The 17,158-nt window shown below is 65.1% G+C and carries 14 protein-coding genes; 10 read left to right on the top strand and 4 right to left on the bottom strand.

The window, feature by feature from the left end; translation table 11 throughout:
* Positions 1-60: 60 nt before the first annotated feature.
* Positions 61-1,287, bottom strand: coding sequence for an ABC transporter substrate-binding protein (locus K1177_RS04345; protein WP_396120135.1), 1,227 nt, complete (start codon positions 1,285-1,287; stop codon positions 61-63).
* A 476-nt stretch (positions 1,288-1,763) separates the two neighbouring features.
* On the opposite strand from K1177_RS04345, the gene K1177_RS04340 reads away from it, so the two are divergent.
* From K1177_RS04340 to K1177_RS04330, 3 genes are read left to right on the top strand one after another with little or no spacing between them, the layout of a single operon-like run.
* Positions 1,764-3,128 (top strand): 8-oxoguanine deaminase, encoded by a 1,365-nt coding sequence (locus K1177_RS04340; protein WP_224702096.1) that lies wholly within the window; start codon positions 1,764-1,766, stop codon positions 3,126-3,128.
* A gap of 3 nt (positions 3,129-3,131) precedes the next feature.
* On the top strand, positions 3,132-4,580 hold the full coding sequence (locus K1177_RS04335) for an FAD/NAD(P)-binding protein (protein WP_224702095.1): 1,449 nt from the start codon (positions 3,132-3,134) through the stop codon (positions 4,578-4,580).
* A 21-nt stretch (positions 4,581-4,601) separates the two neighbouring features.
* On the top strand, positions 4,602-6,092 hold the full coding sequence (locus K1177_RS04330; RefSeq protein WP_224702094.1) for an FGGY-family carbohydrate kinase: 1,491 nt from the start codon (positions 4,602-4,604) through the stop codon (positions 6,090-6,092).
* Between the two features lie 33 nt (positions 6,093-6,125).
* On the opposite strand, the gene K1177_RS04325 is transcribed toward K1177_RS04330, so the two are convergent.
* Entirely contained in the window at positions 6,126-7,181 is a 1,056-nt protein-coding gene (locus K1177_RS04325) for a questin oxidase family protein (protein ID WP_224702093.1), read from the bottom strand.
* A gap of 30 nt (positions 7,182-7,211) precedes the next feature.
* Complete coding sequence (locus K1177_RS04320; protein WP_224702092.1) at positions 7,212-7,985, bottom strand: SDR family NAD(P)-dependent oxidoreductase; 774 nt, start codon at positions 7,983-7,985, stop codon at positions 7,212-7,214.
* A gap of 170 nt (positions 7,986-8,155) precedes the next feature.
* On the opposite strand from K1177_RS04320, the gene K1177_RS04315 reads away from it, so the two are divergent.
* The 6 genes from K1177_RS04315 (at position 8,156) to K1177_RS04290 (ending at position 14,814) form a co-directional block, all read left to right on the top strand.
* Positions 8,156-8,986 (top strand): DeoR/GlpR family DNA-binding transcription regulator, encoded by an 831-nt coding sequence (locus K1177_RS04315; RefSeq protein WP_224702091.1) that lies wholly within the window; start codon positions 8,156-8,158, stop codon positions 8,984-8,986.
* A 38-nt stretch (positions 8,987-9,024) separates the two neighbouring features.
* Positions 9,025-9,828 carry a BtpA/SgcQ family protein gene (locus K1177_RS04310; protein WP_224702090.1) on the top strand — a complete coding sequence of 268 codons (804 nt, stop codon included), beginning with the start codon at positions 9,025-9,027 and terminating at the stop codon, positions 9,826-9,828.
* 134 nt (positions 9,829-9,962) lie between these two features.
* Positions 9,963-11,171, top strand: coding sequence for an amidohydrolase family protein (locus K1177_RS04305; RefSeq protein WP_224702089.1), 1,209 nt, complete (start codon positions 9,963-9,965; stop codon positions 11,169-11,171).
* The gene (locus tag K1177_RS04300) at positions 11,171-12,748 is read left to right on the top strand and encodes a gamma-glutamyltransferase family protein (RefSeq protein ID WP_224702088.1); all 1,578 of its coding nucleotides are present in this window, start codon (positions 11,171-11,173) and stop codon (positions 12,746-12,748) included. Before K1177_RS04305 ends, K1177_RS04300 begins: the two co-directional genes overlap by 1 nt.
* A 24-nt stretch (positions 12,749-12,772) precedes the next feature.
* A complete protein-coding gene (locus tag K1177_RS04295; RefSeq protein ID WP_318153269.1) occupies positions 12,773-13,600 on the top strand; it encodes a sulfite exporter TauE/SafE family protein in 828 nt (275 codons plus the stop codon).
* Entirely contained in the window at positions 13,597-14,814 is a 1,218-nt protein-coding gene (locus K1177_RS04290) for an amidohydrolase family protein (protein ID WP_224702087.1), read from the top strand. Before K1177_RS04295 ends, K1177_RS04290 begins: the two co-directional genes overlap by 4 nt.
* Before the next feature lie 12 nt (positions 14,815-14,826).
* Here the strand turns inward: K1177_RS04290 and K1177_RS04285 are convergent, their stop codons facing one another.
* Complete coding sequence (locus K1177_RS04285; protein ID WP_224703686.1) at positions 14,827-15,726, bottom strand: helix-turn-helix domain-containing protein; 900 nt, start codon at positions 15,724-15,726, stop codon at positions 14,827-14,829.
* A 105-nt stretch (positions 15,727-15,831) separates the two neighbouring features.
* Between K1177_RS04285 and K1177_RS04280 the strand changes: the two genes are divergently transcribed.
* Positions 15,832-17,106: an ABC transporter substrate-binding protein gene (locus K1177_RS04280; protein WP_224702086.1), complete on the top strand. Its 1,275-nt coding sequence runs from the start codon at positions 15,832-15,834 to the stop codon at positions 17,104-17,106.
* Positions 17,107-17,158 lie beyond the last annotated feature (52 nt).

Below are 17,158 nucleotides of genomic sequence, written 5' to 3'. Positions count from 1 at the left end.
TCGTCCGATCAGGATGTCCCTCGCCTGGAGGTGGCGAGGGACAACGCATGCAGGTTTTGCCTAGAAAAGCTCTTCGGCCTTGGCCTGCGCTTCATCGAGAGCCGCCTGCGGCTCGACAGCGCCCGAGAGCACGGCATTGACAGCCGAGCCCAGGATGTCCTGGATTTCCGGATATTCCGGAATACGCGGACGGTAATCGCCATTGCCGTTTTCATAGGTGGTGGCGATCACGGGCAGAAAGTCGAACTTGGCCAGCAGGTCCGGATCGGTCATCTGGCTCTTGCGCATGAACGAGCCGGCGCCATCGAGGTTGAACTCCTTGTGGATGGGCTTGGACACCAGCCACTTGATGAAGGTCCAGGCGGCTTCCTGCTGCTTGGCGTCGATGTCGGCATTGATGGCCATGCCCCAGCCGCCCACGCCATATTCGGGCGCAACACCCTCGCCGACCGGCGCAGTGGCGATGCCCACCTTGCCCACGACATTGGAAATGGCTGGATCGGAATAGCCCGGCGCGCCAACAGACCAGGTCTGCATCATCGCGGCGATACCCTGGCGGAAGCTCTCTTCACGCCCGCCCCAGTCATATTCGATGGCGCCCGGAGGGGCGGTGTCGGCGAACAGTTCCTTATAGACGGCCAGGCTCTTGACGTTTTCCGGCGAGTTGAGAGCCGGCATGCCTTCGGCATCCAGGATAGAGCCGCCCATCTGGCTGTTGTACTGCATCCAGTCCTGCGCCACGGCGGCGCCCATCTGGCCATTGGCAACAAAGCCATACTGGTTCTTGGCCGGGTCGGTCAGCGTCTTGGCGTCGGCGACCATTTCTTCCATGGTCTTGGGGACGTCGAGGCCAGCCGCCTCGAACAGATCCTTGCGATAGGCCAGCACATTGGCATAGGCGGCAAAGGGGAAGGCGACATACTTGCCGTCATACTGGCCCAGCGATTCCAGGATCACCGGATAGATGTCATCAAGTTCCAGCTCGGCGGCATCGCGCTTGACCCATTCGGTCAGGTCCACCGAATACTGGTTCTCGGCATAGGCGCCTGCCCAGACGATGTCCATTGTCACCAGGTCATAGCCCTTGGTGTCACCTACAAAGTCGGCCGTCGTCTTGGTCAGCAGGGTGCCATAGTCCATGATCTCGACCTTGAGATCGGCACCAGTGGCTTCCTTGAACTCGGGGGCCATCTTGGCCAGCACTGCGCCGAACTGGTCGTTCTGCGAGGCCAGCGTCAGCGTCACGCCCTCAAGCGGCTTGTCCTGCCCATAGGCCGTGGTGGCCATCAGCGCCAGCAGGCTGGCGCCCAGAACACTTGTCGTCTTTGACAGTCGGAAATTGGCAATCTTCGTCATCTGCACCCTGCCCTTCGGGATTGTTGCACAACCGCGAGCAAAGCTATCTGACAGAACAGCGCTGTCAAACATAATTTCACATTTCTAGCAGCAAATCTAACTCATCTGAACATAACAGATCAAAACATTCGCATGGTGCATAAATATTCGGCAAATCGACACGAGACGCCGGCGACCGACGCCGCGGGATACCTCACTGGTTGAAAGCGCTGAAAATTCCTCATTCTACAAATCATGATTCCCAAGAAAGCGACTAAAGATCAGGCATCTAGGAGCAACCGGCCCGCAACCTACGAAAAGTGGGCAGACCCGAAATTCGGCCAAAATTGCCAAAATAACAAAATCACACACTTTACAACGCATAGCCGCCGGATATGGTTCTTCCAGACAGAGTTGGAACCCCGTTCATGGTCGAAACCGCCGCCGGACTATGGATCAAAGCGCCGCTGGCCATTCTGGCCGACGGCGCCAGCAATGGTCTGGTGGTGCGCGATGGTCGTATCGTCGAACTGGTCCCGGCGGACGCCGTTCCCACCGTCCGCTATGCGCGGAGCTTTGACGCCAGCCGCCATGTGGTCATCCCCGGTCTGGTCAATACACATCACCATATGTTCCAGACGCTGACGCGGGCGCATCCCGCCGCGATCAACAAGTCGCTCTGGCCCTGGATCAAGGCGCTCTACCCCATTTGGGCGCGCGGCATGCGGCCCGATGCTTTCCGCACCGCTTCACAACTGGCCATGACCGAACTGATGCTGTCCGGGTGCACCTGCGCCTCGGATCATCAATATCTCTTCACGCCGGGCCTTGAAGACGCCATGGATATCCAGGCCGAGGAAGCCGGGCGGCTGGGCCTGCGCATGACCCTCACCCGCGGCGCGCTCGATTTGATGGCGGGAGATGGCGAACAGGCCGTGGCCCCGCGCGCGGTGATCCAGAAGACCGATGCTATTCTGGCCGATTGCGAACGCATCCTCGGCCGCTACCACGACCGTTCCGACGGCGCCATGCTGCAGGTGGCGCTGGCCCCCAATGCGCCCTTCGATGTCAGCTTCGAGCTGATGGTGGAGACGGCGCGACTCTCGGCCCAGACCGGCTGTGGCCTCCATACCCATCTGGTGGAAACCCGTGCCGAGGCCGATTTCGTGCGCAGCGAACATGGCTGCGACGCCGTGGATTTCCTCGAGCAATGCGGCTGGCTCAATGAGCGGGTCTGGCTGGCCCATGGCATTCATTTCGGTGATTCCGAGGTCGCCCGCCTGGGCAAGCACGGCGTGGGCATCTGCCATTGCCCGACGTCCAATATGGTTCTGGCCTCCGGCACCTGCCGCACCAAGGATTTGGAGGCCGCCGGCTGCAAGATCGGGCTGGGCGTCGATGGCTCCGCCTCCAATGACAATTCCAACCTCATGGAAAGCCTGCGCCACGCGCTGATGCTGGGCCGGCTGACCTATGGCGCCGAAGCCATCACCCATCTGGACGTGCTCAACTGGGCAACCGAGGGCTCGGCGGCCTGCCTCGGGCGCAGCGACATTGGCCGCATTGCCGTGGGCAAGCAGGCGGACCTGGCCTTTTTCACCCTCGATGAGCTGCGCTTTTCCGGCGCCGGCGATGCGCTGGCGGCCCTGGTGCTGTGCGGCGCCCACCATGCCGATCGCGTCATGGTGCAGGGTCGCTGGACCGTCGAAGACGGCCAGCCCGTCGGAATCGATCTCGCCCGGCTGCGCCATGAGCACGGCGCCGCCGCCAAAGCCTTTGCCGAAAGCCTTTAGACCATGACCACCCCTGATCCAGCACCCCAGACCCCGCCGGCCCTGACCGCCCTTGAGGCGCAGGTGCGCCGGGACCTCGCCAGCATTGAAGTGCCGCTGCGCCCTTGGGTGCCCGAGCGCCGCACGGCCAATGGTGACGTCCTCACCGATGTGGTCATTGTCGGCGCGGGTCTCTCGGGCCTCGCCATTGCCTTTGGTCTGATGCGTCAGGGCGTATCCCGGCTGCAGGTGGTCGACGCCGCACCCATGGGGCGCGAGGGGCCATGGGTCACCTCGGCCCGCATGCGCACCCTGCGCTCACCCAAGACGCTGAGCGGGCCGGATTTGGGCGTACCCTCGCTCACCTATCGCGCCTGGCACGAGGCCATGTTCGGCACCGCCGACTGGGACGCTCTGGACAAGATCGATCGCTGCACCTGGATGGACTACCTGGTCTGGTTCCGCAGCATGGTGGGCATTGCCGTCAGCAATGACACGCGCCTGATGGCCATCACCCCGGCCGACGACCACATCGCCCTGACGCTGGAAACCCCCGATGGCCCGGCTGTGCTGGCCTGCCGCAAGGTGGTTCTGGCCACCGGCATCGAGGGCGCCGGCGGGCTGCATGTGCCGTCGCTGATTGCCAAGAGCCTGCCGCGTGAGCGTTGGACGCATAGCGGCGAACTGCTGGACCTCGATCGGCTCACGGGCAAATCCATCGGCGTCATCGGCGCGGCAGCCTCTAGCTTTGACTGGGCCGTGGCGGCGCTCGACGCCGGCGCCGCAGAGGTCACGATGCTGGCGCGTAGCCCCACCCTGCCCCAGACCGAGATCCTGGACTGGTCCAACTTCCCAGGCTTCCTCAATCACTTCGCCGATCTTGATGATGCGCTGCGTTACCAGTTCGCGCGCCGCATGTTCGCGTTCAAGACGCCGCCGACCATGGAGATGTATACCCGCGCCACCGCCAGCCCAGCCTTCCGCTTCGTGGGCGGCGCGGCGCTCGAGGCGGCGGCGATGGATGGCGACAGCATCGCCCTCACCGCCGGCGGCCAGAGCTATCGCTTCGATCATCTGCTGCTGGGCACCGGCTATGCCGTCGACATCAGCCAGCGCAGGGAACTGGCTGGCTTGATCGATTCCATCGCGCTGTGGGCAGACCGCTTCACCCCGCCGGTCGACAGTATTGACCGTGACCTCCTGGCCTATCCCTATCTGGGCCCGGCCTTTGAATTCACCGAGAAAACGCCCGGCAGCGCGCCGTTCCTCAAAGACATCCACATCTTCAACAATGGCGCCGTGCCCAGTCTCGGGCCGGTGTGCAATGGCATTACCGGGCTGAAATCCGGCGTGCCCAAGCTGGTCAGCGGCGTCACGCGCGGCCTGTTCCTTGCCGATGCGGCGCTGCACTATCGGTCACTCGATGGCTACGCGAAGGTCCATTTCGATCCCGCCGCCGCAGGCCTTGCCTGAGCGGCCCAACCGGACGGTTTCATGCCCCAACCAGACATCGTGATCGGCCTTGATATCGGCACGACCTCGACCATTGCCGCCGCCGTGCGCCTGCCCGACCAGATCCTGGCCGTGGCCAGCCGGCCGGTGGCCCTGTCGTCGCCCCAGGCGAGCTGGGCCGAGGAGGATCCCCACCAATGGTGGGACAATGCCGTGGCCGTGCTGCGCGAGATCCTGAGCAGCATTGATCCAGCATCGATCGCTGGCCTTTGCACCACCGGAATGCTGCCCGCCGTGGTGCTGCTCGATGACGCCGGCACGCTGCTGCGGCCCTCGATCCAGCAGAGCGATGGCCGCTGCGGCGCCGAGGTCGACGCCATGCGGACCGAACTCGACGAGGCCGCCTTCCTCAAGCGCACCGGCAATGGCATCAACCAGCAGCTGGTCGCCGCCAAGCTGCGCTGGATCGCAGGCCACGAGCCCGAGGTCTTTGCCCGCATCGGTACGGTGTTCGGCTCCTATGACTATATCAACTGGCGTCTCACCGGCGTGCGCGCCGTCGAGCAGAACTGGGCGCTCGAAGCCGGTTTCACCGATCTGGCCAGCGGGTCCATTGCTGATGATTTGGTGGCGCTGGCCGGTATTCCGCGCTCGGCCGTGCCGCCGCGCAGCGTATCGCATGTGCAGATGGGCACCGTCACCGCCGAAGCCGCCGCGCTGACCGGCCTGCCCGAGGGTCTGCCGATCTTTGGCGGCGCGGCGGATCATATCGTTTCAGCCCTAGGCGCCGGCATCACAGCGCCGGGCGATATCTTGCTCAAGTTCGGCGGCGCCGGCGACATTGTGGTGGCCACTGACAAGCCGGTGCCCGATGCGCGGCTTTACCTCGATTATCATCTGGTACCAGGGCTTTACGCGCCCAATGGCTGCATGGCCTCGTCGGGGTCCGCGCTCAACTGGCTGGGCGAACTCATCACGCCCACGGCCGATGGCAGCAAGCCGCATCAGGCACTCGACGCCCTGGCGGCAGACATTCCGCCCGGCTCGGACGGCCTCATCTGCCTGCCCTATTTCCTGGGTGAAAAGACCCCGATCCACGATCCCCTGGCGCGCGGCAGCTTTGTTGGCCTCAGTCTGGGCCATGGGCGCGGCCATCTCTGGCGCGCGCTGCTCGAGGCGGTAGCCTATGGCTTCCGCCACCATATGGATGTGCTGGTCGATATCGGCCACAGCCCGCGCCGCTATGTGGCCTCCGATGGCGGCAGCAAGAGCCGCGTCTGGATGCAGATTACCGCCGATGTGCTGGGCGCGCCGGTCACCCTGCTCGACAATGCGCATGGTTCCTCGGTCGGCGCGGCATTCGTCGCCGCCATCGGCACCGGCCTTGCCAGCGACTGGAGCGCCGTGACGGCCCTGTCGCAGCTCGGCGAAACGCTTCAGCCCGATATGGCCGCCCACGCCATCTACAATCGCCGCTATCAGCGCTATCGCGACCTCTATGAGCGCCTCGCGCCCTATTTCCACGCCGTCTAAGCCAGCCCGGGGACCAAGCCCCGGGCCGTTGTGTCAGGCGATCAGGCCCACCCGGCGGGCGGCAACGACCTTATAGAGCCGGTCCCCGGTCAGCTTGAATTCCTCAAAGGCTGAGAAGGCCAGCGAGTGGTCGTGCTCGTCGTCGGAGGCCACCGCCGCCGCGGCGATTTCGGCGTCCGATGGCAGCGGCAGGTTGCGCCAGGCCTCGAGCGTCGCCGCATCAGGCAGGTCCGGCATGCCGATGCGCACATAGAGCGCCATCACCACTTCCCACCAATGCGCCACCAGCGCCTGTGGCTGGTCGAGATGGGGTGACACCAGCCGCAGCCAATGGCTGCCGGTCACCGCATGCAGCGCCTCAAAGGTCATGGTGGCGGCATAGACCGCCAGCGAGGCCGCGCGGACCTGATCGAGCAGGTCATCCGCCGGCTGCAGCCGCCCAAGCAGGCCCCGGAACGCCGGGACCGTGCCCATGTGCTCGATCCATTTCCACAGCAGCGTTGATTCCACCGTGATCCCCCGGAAACTGGGCTCGGACGGCATGGCCAGCACCAGTTCGGCGGCGCTATTGGTCGGCGTGCCGACGCTGTCGGGGCGCGGAAAGGCCAGGTAGGTCGCCGCCCAATAGCCCAGGGAAATGCCGATTTCGGTGTCGTCGCGCCGTAGCACGGCATAGGCCAGCCGCATCAGCCCATGGGTCGCCGAAGCGGCCACGCCGGGAAAGAGCTCGGGCAGATAGCGCCGGATCGCCTCGACGCCGCCGATGCGCCAGACCACGTCGGCGAAGAAGTCGCGCAGATCGGTTTCCCGCTCGCGATGGCCGATGGCCGTGCGCCAATTGGCTTCGGTCAACGGCGCCACGGGCGGCGGCGGAAACGGCACCGCATGGGCGGTGTTGTAATGCATGGCATATTCATCCAGCCGCTCGGGGCTGGCGCCCAGCCGACCCATGGCTTCGAGCACCATGGGCAGGTGGTTGGCCAGCAGCACAGGGAACTCCCCGCTGCGCTGGCCGATCTCGGCAATCAGCGGCCGCAGCCGCGCGGCTGCGCGCGGATGGCGGGCGATTTCGGTGCCAATATAGTCCATGTCCAGTCCCTCCGGTCCGCTCACGGCGGCTCAGTCCATGCGCACGCCGCCGGTGACATTGATGCCCTGCCCGGTCATGAAGCGGGCCGCATCCGAGGCCAGGAACTTCACCACCACAGCAACGTCCTCGGGCTCCTCGATGCGGCCCATGGGCGTCAGCGTTACATATTCCTGACGGACCGCCTCGGGCGTCATGCCGCGCAGCTCGCCTTCCCAGATGATTTCGCGCTCCTGCATGCCGGTGCGCACAAAGCCGGGGCAGACGGCGTTGACGCGGATGCCGCTGGGCGCCAGTTCGCGCGCCAGGCCTTGCGTCCAGCCGAGCACGGCGAACTTGCTGGCCGAGTAGTGCGCCAACAATGGCGCGCCGACCTTGCCGGCCAGCGAAGCGGTGTTGACGATGATGCCCTTGCGGCCAGTGGCCTGGAAATGGCGGACCACGATCTGGTTGCAGAGGAACACGCCCCTGGCGTTGACGTCCATGTTGAAGTCCCAGTCCTGGTCGGTCAGATCGACCGAACGCTGCATGGTCGAGACCCCGGCATTGGCGCACAGAATGTCGATGCCGCCCTGAGCCGCGATCACGCCGTCCATGGCCGACTGGACTGACGCGCGCTCGCGCACATCGATGGCGCCGGAGAAGGCATTGGCGCCCAATTCGCTCGCCAGCGCCGCCGCCCGGGCGGGGTCGAGATCGAGAATTGTGACCCGCGCGCCAGCCGCGTGAAACTCCCGCACAATGGCCGCGCCAATGCCGGACGCGCCGCCCGTGACCACCACCGATTTGCCCGAAAACTCCGACATTCCGCCTCCAAAAGCCTCTTAACAGCGGCCGCACAGCACTGCCGGCCCATCCGCTTTGCACTTTTGAACATTATATAACATAATACAACCTTTATTCGTGTGAATTCCTGTGTTAGGCAGGATGTCAACGAACCATCAAAGCGGCAGGCAACAGGCCGGGTGTGCGAAACATGACCAATAACGAAGACGACGTGAAATCAGCACAGGCGGAGGGCGGCAACGGCAATACGAAACTGCCGGCGGCGCTGCGCCATGCGCGCATCATGTCGGCGTTCGAAAAGGATGGCTTTGTCTCCATCACGAGCCTGGCGGAGGAGCTCGGCGTTTCGGGTATGACGGTGCGGCGCGACCTCGACCTGTTGGGCAAGCGCGGCCTGCTCGAGCGCACGCACGGCGGTGCCGTGGCGGCCGGCCAGATGGTCTATGACGAGGATGAGCCGGCGTTCGAACAGCGCATGCGCCGCAATGCAGCCGAGAAATCCACTATCGCCCAGGCGGCTGCCAAGCTGGTGGCGCCTGGCGAGTCGGTGGGGCTCGATGTCGGCACCTCCATTCTGGCGCTGGCCACCGAACTGGCCCCGCGCAAGGATTTGCGCGTCTTCACCAATAATCTGCGCGTTGGCATGCAGATGGCCGAGGGCAACAGCTCGGTCTATATCCTGGGCGGCCAGGTGCGCGTGCCCGAGTTCTCGGTCATCGGCCCCCAGGCCATCGAAGGGCTCAAGAGCCATTTCCTCGATCGCGTGTTCCTGGGCGTCTCGGGCATCGATGCCAATGGGCTCTACGACTATTCGCCCGAGGACACCGAGGTGAAGCGCGCCTTTGTCGAGAGCGGCGGCTGCGTCGTGGTGCTCTGCGACTCCTCCAAATTCGGGCGCCGCGCCCTTTCCCGCATCGTGTCGCTGGACCGGATCAATATCCTGATCACCGACGCCGAGCCCCCACAGGATCTCGCCCAGGCGCTGGCCGAGGCGGGCGTTCAAACCATCATTGCCGGCTGACAGATCGTCACGCCCACCGACCGGAGTTCACAGGACCAATGGATCTGTTCAATCGCAGCCACAAGACCGTCATCGCCATGGCCCATATCGGCGCCCTGCCCGGTGCGCCGCTTTATGACGCCGATGGCGGCATGGATCGGCTGATCGAGAATGTCATCAAGGATGTCGAAAAGCTCCAGGATGGCGGCGTAGATGCGATCATGTTCGGCAATGAGAACGATCGCCCCTATGAACTGACAGCGTCGGTGGAAAGCGCCATCGCCATGACGGCGGTGGTCAGCGCGGTCAAGCCGCTGCTCAAGGTGCCGTTCGGCGTCAATTTCCTCTGGGATCCCTATGCCACGGTGGCCATTGCCGCCACCACCGGCGCCAGCTTCGCCCGCGAGATCTTTACGGGCCTGTTCGCCTCCGACATGGGCCTGTGGGAGCCCAATGCCGCCAAGGCCCTGCGCCTGCGCCGCCAGCTTGGTCGGCCCGATCTCAAGCTGATGTTCAACATCAATGCCGAGTTCGCCGATTCCCTCGATACCCGCTCCATCGCCCTGCGCGCCAAGAGCGCAGTGTTCTCCTCGCTGGCCGATGTGCTGCTTGTCTCGGGCCCCATCACCGGCCAGCCGGCGGAAATGTCCAACCTCAAGAGCGTGCGCGACGCCATGCCCGATACGCCGCTGTTCGCCAATACCGGCGTCAATATCGACAATGTCTCCGACATCATGGCCATCGCCGATGGCTGCGTCATCGGCACGCATTTCAAGGTCGATGGCGACACGTGGAAGCCGGTCGATGGCGACCGCGTGCACCGCTTCATGGACCGGCTGCGTGGTCTGCCGACCGCGGCCTAGCTGTCGTGCCTCAGGCCCGACCATGCGCGGAGCGGGATGGCGCCATGTGCCAGAAGCGGCCGCGCGGGTCTCGCCTTTGCCCCGGGCTGCGTTAGGCTGACGGCACAGACTCCCATCAGAACGGATAGACCAGCATGACGGATTTCGATGCCATTTTCCGCAATGCCACGCTGGTCGACGGCGAACGCGCCCATGTCGGCATTGCTGCGGGGCTGATTGCCGCCGTTGTTCCGGCTTCGGAGCCCGCGCCACCGGCGGGCGAGGACACAGACCTCGCTGGCGCCATGCTGGTCCCCGGCTTTGTCGAGGGGCATATCCATCTCGACACCAGTTTCTATGGCGACGCCTGGAAGCCGCACCTGCCCTGTACCAATGGCTTTGACGTGCGCGAGCGCGTCGCCTTCCAGATGCAGAACATTGCCAATGCCGCGCCCATGGACCAGCGCGCCCGCAACCAGCTCGATCTCTGCATCGCCCAGGGCAGCACCAGCATGCGCAGCCATGTCATGATCGATGCCGATGTCGGGCTGCGCCATCTCGAAACCATCCTCGCGGTGCGCGAAGAGTATGCCGAGCTCATCGATATCGAGCTGGTGGCCTTTCCGCAGAGCGGGATTCTGGCCAGCCCCGGCACGGCGCAGTTGATGGACGAGGCCATTGCGCTGGGCTGCGACCTCGTTGGCGGGCTCGACCCCGCCAGTTTTGATAGGGATATCGAGGGCCATCTCGATGCGGTGTTCGACATTGCCGAGCGGCGCGGCGTCGGCGTGGATATTCACCTGCATGACGGAGGCTCGCTGGGCCTGTTCACCATCGAACAGATCGCGGCCCGCACGCGCCGTCTTGGCCTGGGCGGGCGCGTCGCCATCAGCCATGCCTATGGGCTGGGCGATATTGCGTCCGACCAGCAGCGCCGCATTGCCGCGACCCTGGCGGAAGCGGGCGTCGCCATCATGACCAATGCGCCCGGCGCGGTGAACTTCCCGCCGGTGACCATTCTGCGTCAGGCCGGCGTGACCGTGTTCAGCGGCTCGGACAATATCCGCGATAGCTGGTGGCCCTATGGCGATGGCGACATGCTGCGCCGTGCCAATATCATCGGCTATCGCTCGGGCTTTTACGAGGATTGGGAGCTGGCCTCGGCCTTTGACGTGGTGACATCGGCGGGCGCCAAGGCGCTGGGCCTCTCCGGCTATGGCATTGCACCCGGCTGCAAGGCCGATTTCGTCACCTTCCGGGCCCAGCATGTGCCCGAGGCCGTTGTGGCCGTGCCGGGTGCGCGCTCGGTGTACAAATCCGGGCGGCTGGTGGCGCGGGACGGCAAGCGCGTGGGGGTGAACTGATGCTCGAAACCGCCCTGGGCTTTGCTGGCGCCTTCACCGCCCCCCACCGCGCCGCCGCCCTCACCGGCCGCGATATCCTCAAGGCGGGCGGCAGTGCCGTCGAAGCCATGGTGGCCGCTGCGGCAACCATCGCGGTCGCCTATCCGCATATGAACGGGCTGGGCGGCGATGCGTTCTGGATCATCCATCGCCCCGGCCACGACCCCGTCGCCATTTCCGGCGCCGGACGCGCCGCGGCCCTGGCCACGCCCGAACGCTATGCCGAGCGCGGCCTCACCACCATTCCCGCCCGCGGCCCCGATGCGGCGCTAGTGGTGCCGGGCGCCGTCGCCACCTGGCAGGCGGCTTTGGCGGTGGCACCTGGGCGGTTCAGCCTTGGCGAATTGCTGGCCGATGCCATTGCGCTGGCCAAGGCCGGTGTGGCGGTGACGCCGCTGCTGGCCCACACCAGCCGGGTCAAGGCCGCTGAACTGCGCGCCATCACCGGTTTTTCCGCCGTGCATCAGCCGGGCGGCCAGCCGCATCAGGCCGGCGACCGTTTCGTGCAATCCGGCCTTGCCGCCACACTGGAGCAATTGGTCGCAGCCGGGCTCGACGATTTCTACCGTGGCGATCTCGCCGCTACTCATGGCGCCTTTCTGGACAAGGCCGATAGCCCGCTGCGCGCCAGCGACTTCGCCACGTACCGCGCCGAGACCGGCGCGCCGCTCGGCGTCACCACCTCGGCCGGCACCACCTACAATATTGCCCCGCCGACCCAGGGCATTGCCACGCTGATTGCCCTGGCCGCCTTTGACCGGCTGGGCATCACCGAGGCCGATGGCTTTGCCCATATCCATGGCATGGTGGAAGCCACCAAGCGCGCCTATAGCCTGCGCAACCGCCATGTGGCCGACCCCGATTTCATGACGGTGGACCCCAAATCCTGGCTCAGCGACGCCGCACTCGACGCGCTGGCCGCCGGCATTCACCCCAGCCGCGCCACGCCCTGGCCGGAGCCCTCATCGCCCGGCGACACCATCTGGATGGGCGCCGCCGACAAGGACGGCACGGTAGTCAGCTTCATCCAGAGCCTCTATTGGGAATATGGCTCAGGCCTCACCTGCCCCACCACCGGCATCACCTTTGAAAATCGTGGCGCCGGCTTCTCGCTGCGCCCTGGCCCCAACCAGTTGGCCCCAGGCAAGCGACCGTTCCACACGCTCAATCCCGGCATGGCCCGCCTTAAGGACGGGCGTGTGCTCTCCTTCGGCACGCAGGGCGGCGAGGGCCAGCCGCAGACCATGACGGCGCTCTATTCGCGCTATGTGCAGTTCGGCCAGGGCCTGCAGGCCGCCATCACCGCGCCGCGCTGGTTGCTCGGCACCACCTGGGCCGACCCCACCACGACGCTCAAGCTCGAAAACCGATTTGATCCCGCCCTGGTCCAGGCGCTGGCCGATGCCGGCCATGTCACTGAAACTGTGGGCGCCTTTGATCCCATGATGGGCAATGCCGGGGCCGTGGTGCATCATGCCAGCGGCCTGATGGAAGCGGCCACCGATCCCCGCTCGGATGGCGACGCCATCGCCTTCTGACCCGCCAAAGCAAGAAAGCCTGCCATGGACATGAGTTTCTCGCCGCTCGAACTGCTGATGCTGCTCGGCGGCCTGGGCGTGGCCTCGATCATCGCCGGGCTCGTCGCGGGCCTGTTGGGCGTGGGTGGTGGCATTGTCATCGTGCCGGTGCTGTTCTGGATTTTCGGATTCACCCATTTCCCCGACGATCTGGCCATGCACATGGCCGTGGCCACCTCGCTGGCCACCATCATTTTCACCTCCATCGTCTCCATGCGCGCGCATCACAAGCGCGGTGCGGTGGACTTTGACCTGCTCAAGCGCTGGGCGCCGGCGCTGGCCGTGGGCGCACTGGCTGGAGGCCTGGCGGCGCGGTTCTTCGAGCCGGCGGTGCTCACCGGCATTTTCGGGGTGGTGGGCCTGTTGGTCGCGGCCAATTTGGCCACCAAGCGCACGCTGGTCATCGGCCCCGCGCTCCCGGCCACGCCCATCCAGGTCGCACTGGCGACGGTGATCGGCTTTGTCTCGGCCCTGATGGGCATTGGCGGCGGCACGCTGGGCGTCCCGACCCTGGCGGCCTTTTCCTATCCCATCCATCGCGCCGTGGGCACAGCGGCGGCCTTTGGCGTGGTCATCGCCATTCCCGCTGCCCTGGGCTTTGTCATCTCGGGCTGGGACATCCCGGGCCGTCCGCCACTGTCACTGGGTTATGTGAGCCTGATCGCCGCCGCGATCATCCTGCCCTTCACCACCTTTTTCGCGCCCATCGGCGCGCGGCTGGCCCATTCGCTGGAGCCGATCTGGGTCAAGCGCGCCTTTGCGCTGTTCCTGGTCATCACCGCCGGCAAGATGCTCTATTCGAGCCTGACATGACGCCTGACCTGGTCATCGCCAATGCCCGTCTGCCCGGCGCTGCCATGCCGATGGACGTCGCGGTGGCCGGCGGACGGATTGCCGGCATTGCGCCGCAGATCGTCTCCGACGCGCCGCGCCACGATGCGCGAGGGGCCCTGCTCGTCCCCGGCTTTGTCGAATGCCATATCCATCTCGACAAGGCCGGCATTCTTGATCGCGCCAGTATTGTCGAAGGCACGCTGCCCGAGGCCGTGCGCGAGACGGCGCGGCTCAAGGCCGGCTTCACGGTCGAGGATGTGCATGCCCGCGCCAGCGCCGTCGTGCGCAGGGCGATCAGCCACGGCACCATGGCCATGCGCACCTATGTGGAAGTCGACCCACGCGCTGGACTGCGCTCGTTCGAGGCTATCAAGGCAGTGCGCGCGGAATTCGCTTCCTCCATCGATATCGAGATCTGCGCCTTCGCGCAGGAGGGGCTGACCAACGAGCCGGAGACGCAGGCCCTGCTGGAAACGGCGCTGGCTGATGGCGCCGACCTCGTCGGTGGCTGCAGCTATACCGACCCCGACCCGGTCGAGCATATCCGGCGCATCTTTGCCCTGGCCGAGCGCTTCGGCGTGGCCGCCGATTTCCATGTCGACTTCGACCTCGTGCCCACAGGCTCTGACCTGCCGGCTATCCTGGCTGAAATGGAGCGCCGGCGCTGGCAGGGCCCCGTGGCTTGCGGCCATGCCACCAAATTCTCCACCTGGGCGCCGGCCGAGCGAGACGCCATGGCCGACCGGCTGGCGGCTGCCGGCGTGGGCATTGTCGCCCTGCCCGCCACCGACCTGTTTCTTCTGGGCCGCAGCGCCGAAACACTGGTGCCGCGCGGCGTGGCGCCGCTGATGGCGCTGGCCGCGCGCGGCGTGGTCACCGCTGTGGCCACCAACAATGTGCTCAACCCGTTCACGCCCTATGGCGACGTCAACCTGCTGCGCATGGCCAATCTCTTCGCCAACGTGGCGCAACTTGCGCGCGATGATGATCTCGATGCAGCCTTTGCGATGATCGGGGCTCGCCCAGCCCAACTTCTGGGCCGCCAGCACGCCGTGAGCGTCGGCGCTGCGGCCGATCTCATTCTTGTTGATGCCACATCCGGCGCCGATGCCGTACGCCGCTGTGCGCCGGTCCTGGCCGGCTGGAAGCGTGGCCGGCTCAGTTTCGAGCGTCCGGCCCCCATCCTTCGATGATCGCCGCCAGCGTCAGTTGGCGCGCAGCTTGAGCGGGGCGCCGGGGCGCACGCGGCCATCCCGGCGGAAATCGCTGGGCGACATGCCCGCAATCTTGCGGAAGGATTTGTTGAAGGCGCTCAGCGAGCCGAAGCCGCTATCCATGGCCACCTGCAGCACATTGGCATCTTCCTGCATCAGCAGGGCCTGGGCGTAGCTCAGGCGCATCAGGTTCACATAGTCGTTCAGCGTCATGCCGGTGGACTTCTTGAACACGTTCATCGCGTATTTGGGATGAATGTCGGCAGCCGAGGCTATGTCGGCTGAATCGATGTCCTCGCGGAAATTCTCGGCGATGAAGTCGCAGATGCGCACCACGATCGGCGAGGATTGGTGGTCGAGCCCCTCGACCGTGAGGCCGGCCTTGTCGATGTCCGGCAACAGCTGGAACCGATCGAACCGGATGCGCTCGATGCGCAGCAGCAACTCGTCCACCGCCATGACCGCCTTCATGGGGTCGCCCGAGCGGGCATATTCATTCCATCGCGAGAAATTGAGGGTGTCGGCGATGTCGGTGGCGCGGGTCACCAGCGTTGCCCCCTGCATCAGCCGGGCCTGCACGTCGCGCGGCAGGCGCAGGCGGAAGAAGTGCACCAGCGGCAGATGGCCCCCGGTGTAGACCAGATCATCGGAGCAATCATCGAGCTGATGCGGCAGCCCACCCCAGAACAGGGCCATATCCCCTTGCTGGAACTGCACTTCGTGCCCGCTCATTTTGTAGTGGGCCCAACCGCGGACGATGTAGTTGACCTCGACCTGCGCATGCCAGTGAGGCGCCCGCATGATCAGCGGCGTGGCATGGAACATGCTCAGCGATGTCGGCAGGCGTTCCACGCCATTGGCGACGGGCTCGTAATAGGCCCTGTCCGCTATCTTACTTTCCGCCAACTCTGCATACCCTTTTGGTGGGACGCCACCGACTATTCAGATAGCTTAGAAATCGCTCATCGCAAGAGCAACCTTAAAGGGAGGATGAATATGAACCGTATTGCTTCGCGTCGTGGACGCGTGCTTGGGCTGGCTCTCGCCGGCGTGAGCTTTCTCAGCGTCGCTGCTGCCTCGGCCGGAGAAATCTCGGTCTGGGTGTGGGACAAGGCATTCAATGGCGACACCATGCGTGAGGCTGGCGCCATCTATAGCGCCGACCATCCCGATGTGACCTTCAATGTCGATGATACCGCCAGCCAGGACGACATCCGCGCCAAGCTGCAGACGCAGCTGCTGGCCGGCAGCACCGAAGGCCTGCCCGACATCGTGCTGATACAGGACGACGTGGCGCAGAAGTATCTGCAGTCCTTCCCCGGCGCCTTCGAGCCGCTCTCGGATTCGATCGATATGTCGCTGTTCGCCCAGTACAAGGTCGCCGCCGCGACCCTGGACGGCAAGTCTTACTCGGTGCCCTTCGATTCCGGCGTGACCGGCCTGTTCTACCGTTCGGACTATCTGCAGGAAGCCGGCTTCACCGCCGACGACCTCAAGGACATCACCTGGGATCGCCTGATCGAGATCGGCACCGAAGTCAAAGCCAAGATCGGCAAGCCCCTGCTCGACCTCGACCTCAATGACACCGGCGTCATCCGCATGATGATGCAGTCGGCCGGCGAGTGGTACTTCAATGCCGACGGCAGCCTGCATATCACCGACAACGCTGCCCTCAAGAAGGCCCTCGAAACCTACGCCAAGTTCTACCAGAACGATCTGGTGAAGCCGGTTTCCGGCTGGGCCGAATACACCGGCGCTTTCACCTCGGGTGAAGTGGCCGTGGTTCCGGTTGGCGTGTGGATCACCGCCACCATCAAGGCCAATGCCGATCAGTCCGGCAAGTGGGGCGTTGCGCCCATCCCGCGCCTCGACATGGAAGGCGCCGTCAACGCCTCCAACCAGGGTGGCTCGAGCTGGTTCGTGCTGTCGTCCTCGGACAACAAGGAAGAGACCATCGACTTCCTCAAGACCGTCTGGGCCGGCAATGACGACTTCTACCAGGACATCCTGATCAAGCGCGGCGCCGTTGGCTCGCTGCTGTCGGCTCGCAATGGCGAAGCCTTCAAGGCATCCGACGAGTTCTTCGGTGGCGCCCCGGTCTGGCAGGACTTCTCGACCTGGCTGTCGCAGGTTCCCAGCGTTGACTATGGCACCTTCACGGCCGAAGTCGACGCCGCTGTTCAGGCCCAGCTCCCCTCGATCATCGAAGGCGGCGACATCGACGCAGCCCTGCAGGCCATCAGCGACCAGGCCCAGCAGCAGATGCAGTAACCTCCCCGACGAAGGCGGGCTCCAACCTGCTTTCGTATGGGTCGGGCGCCAT

The sequence above is a fragment of the Devosia aquimaris genome, from assembly GCF_020169335.1.
Classification (GTDB): Bacteria; Pseudomonadota; Alphaproteobacteria; order Rhizobiales; family Devosiaceae; genus Devosia; species Devosia aquimaris.
Note: the sequence above shows the minus strand (reverse complement) of the source record. Positions and strands in the feature narration are given on the sequence as shown.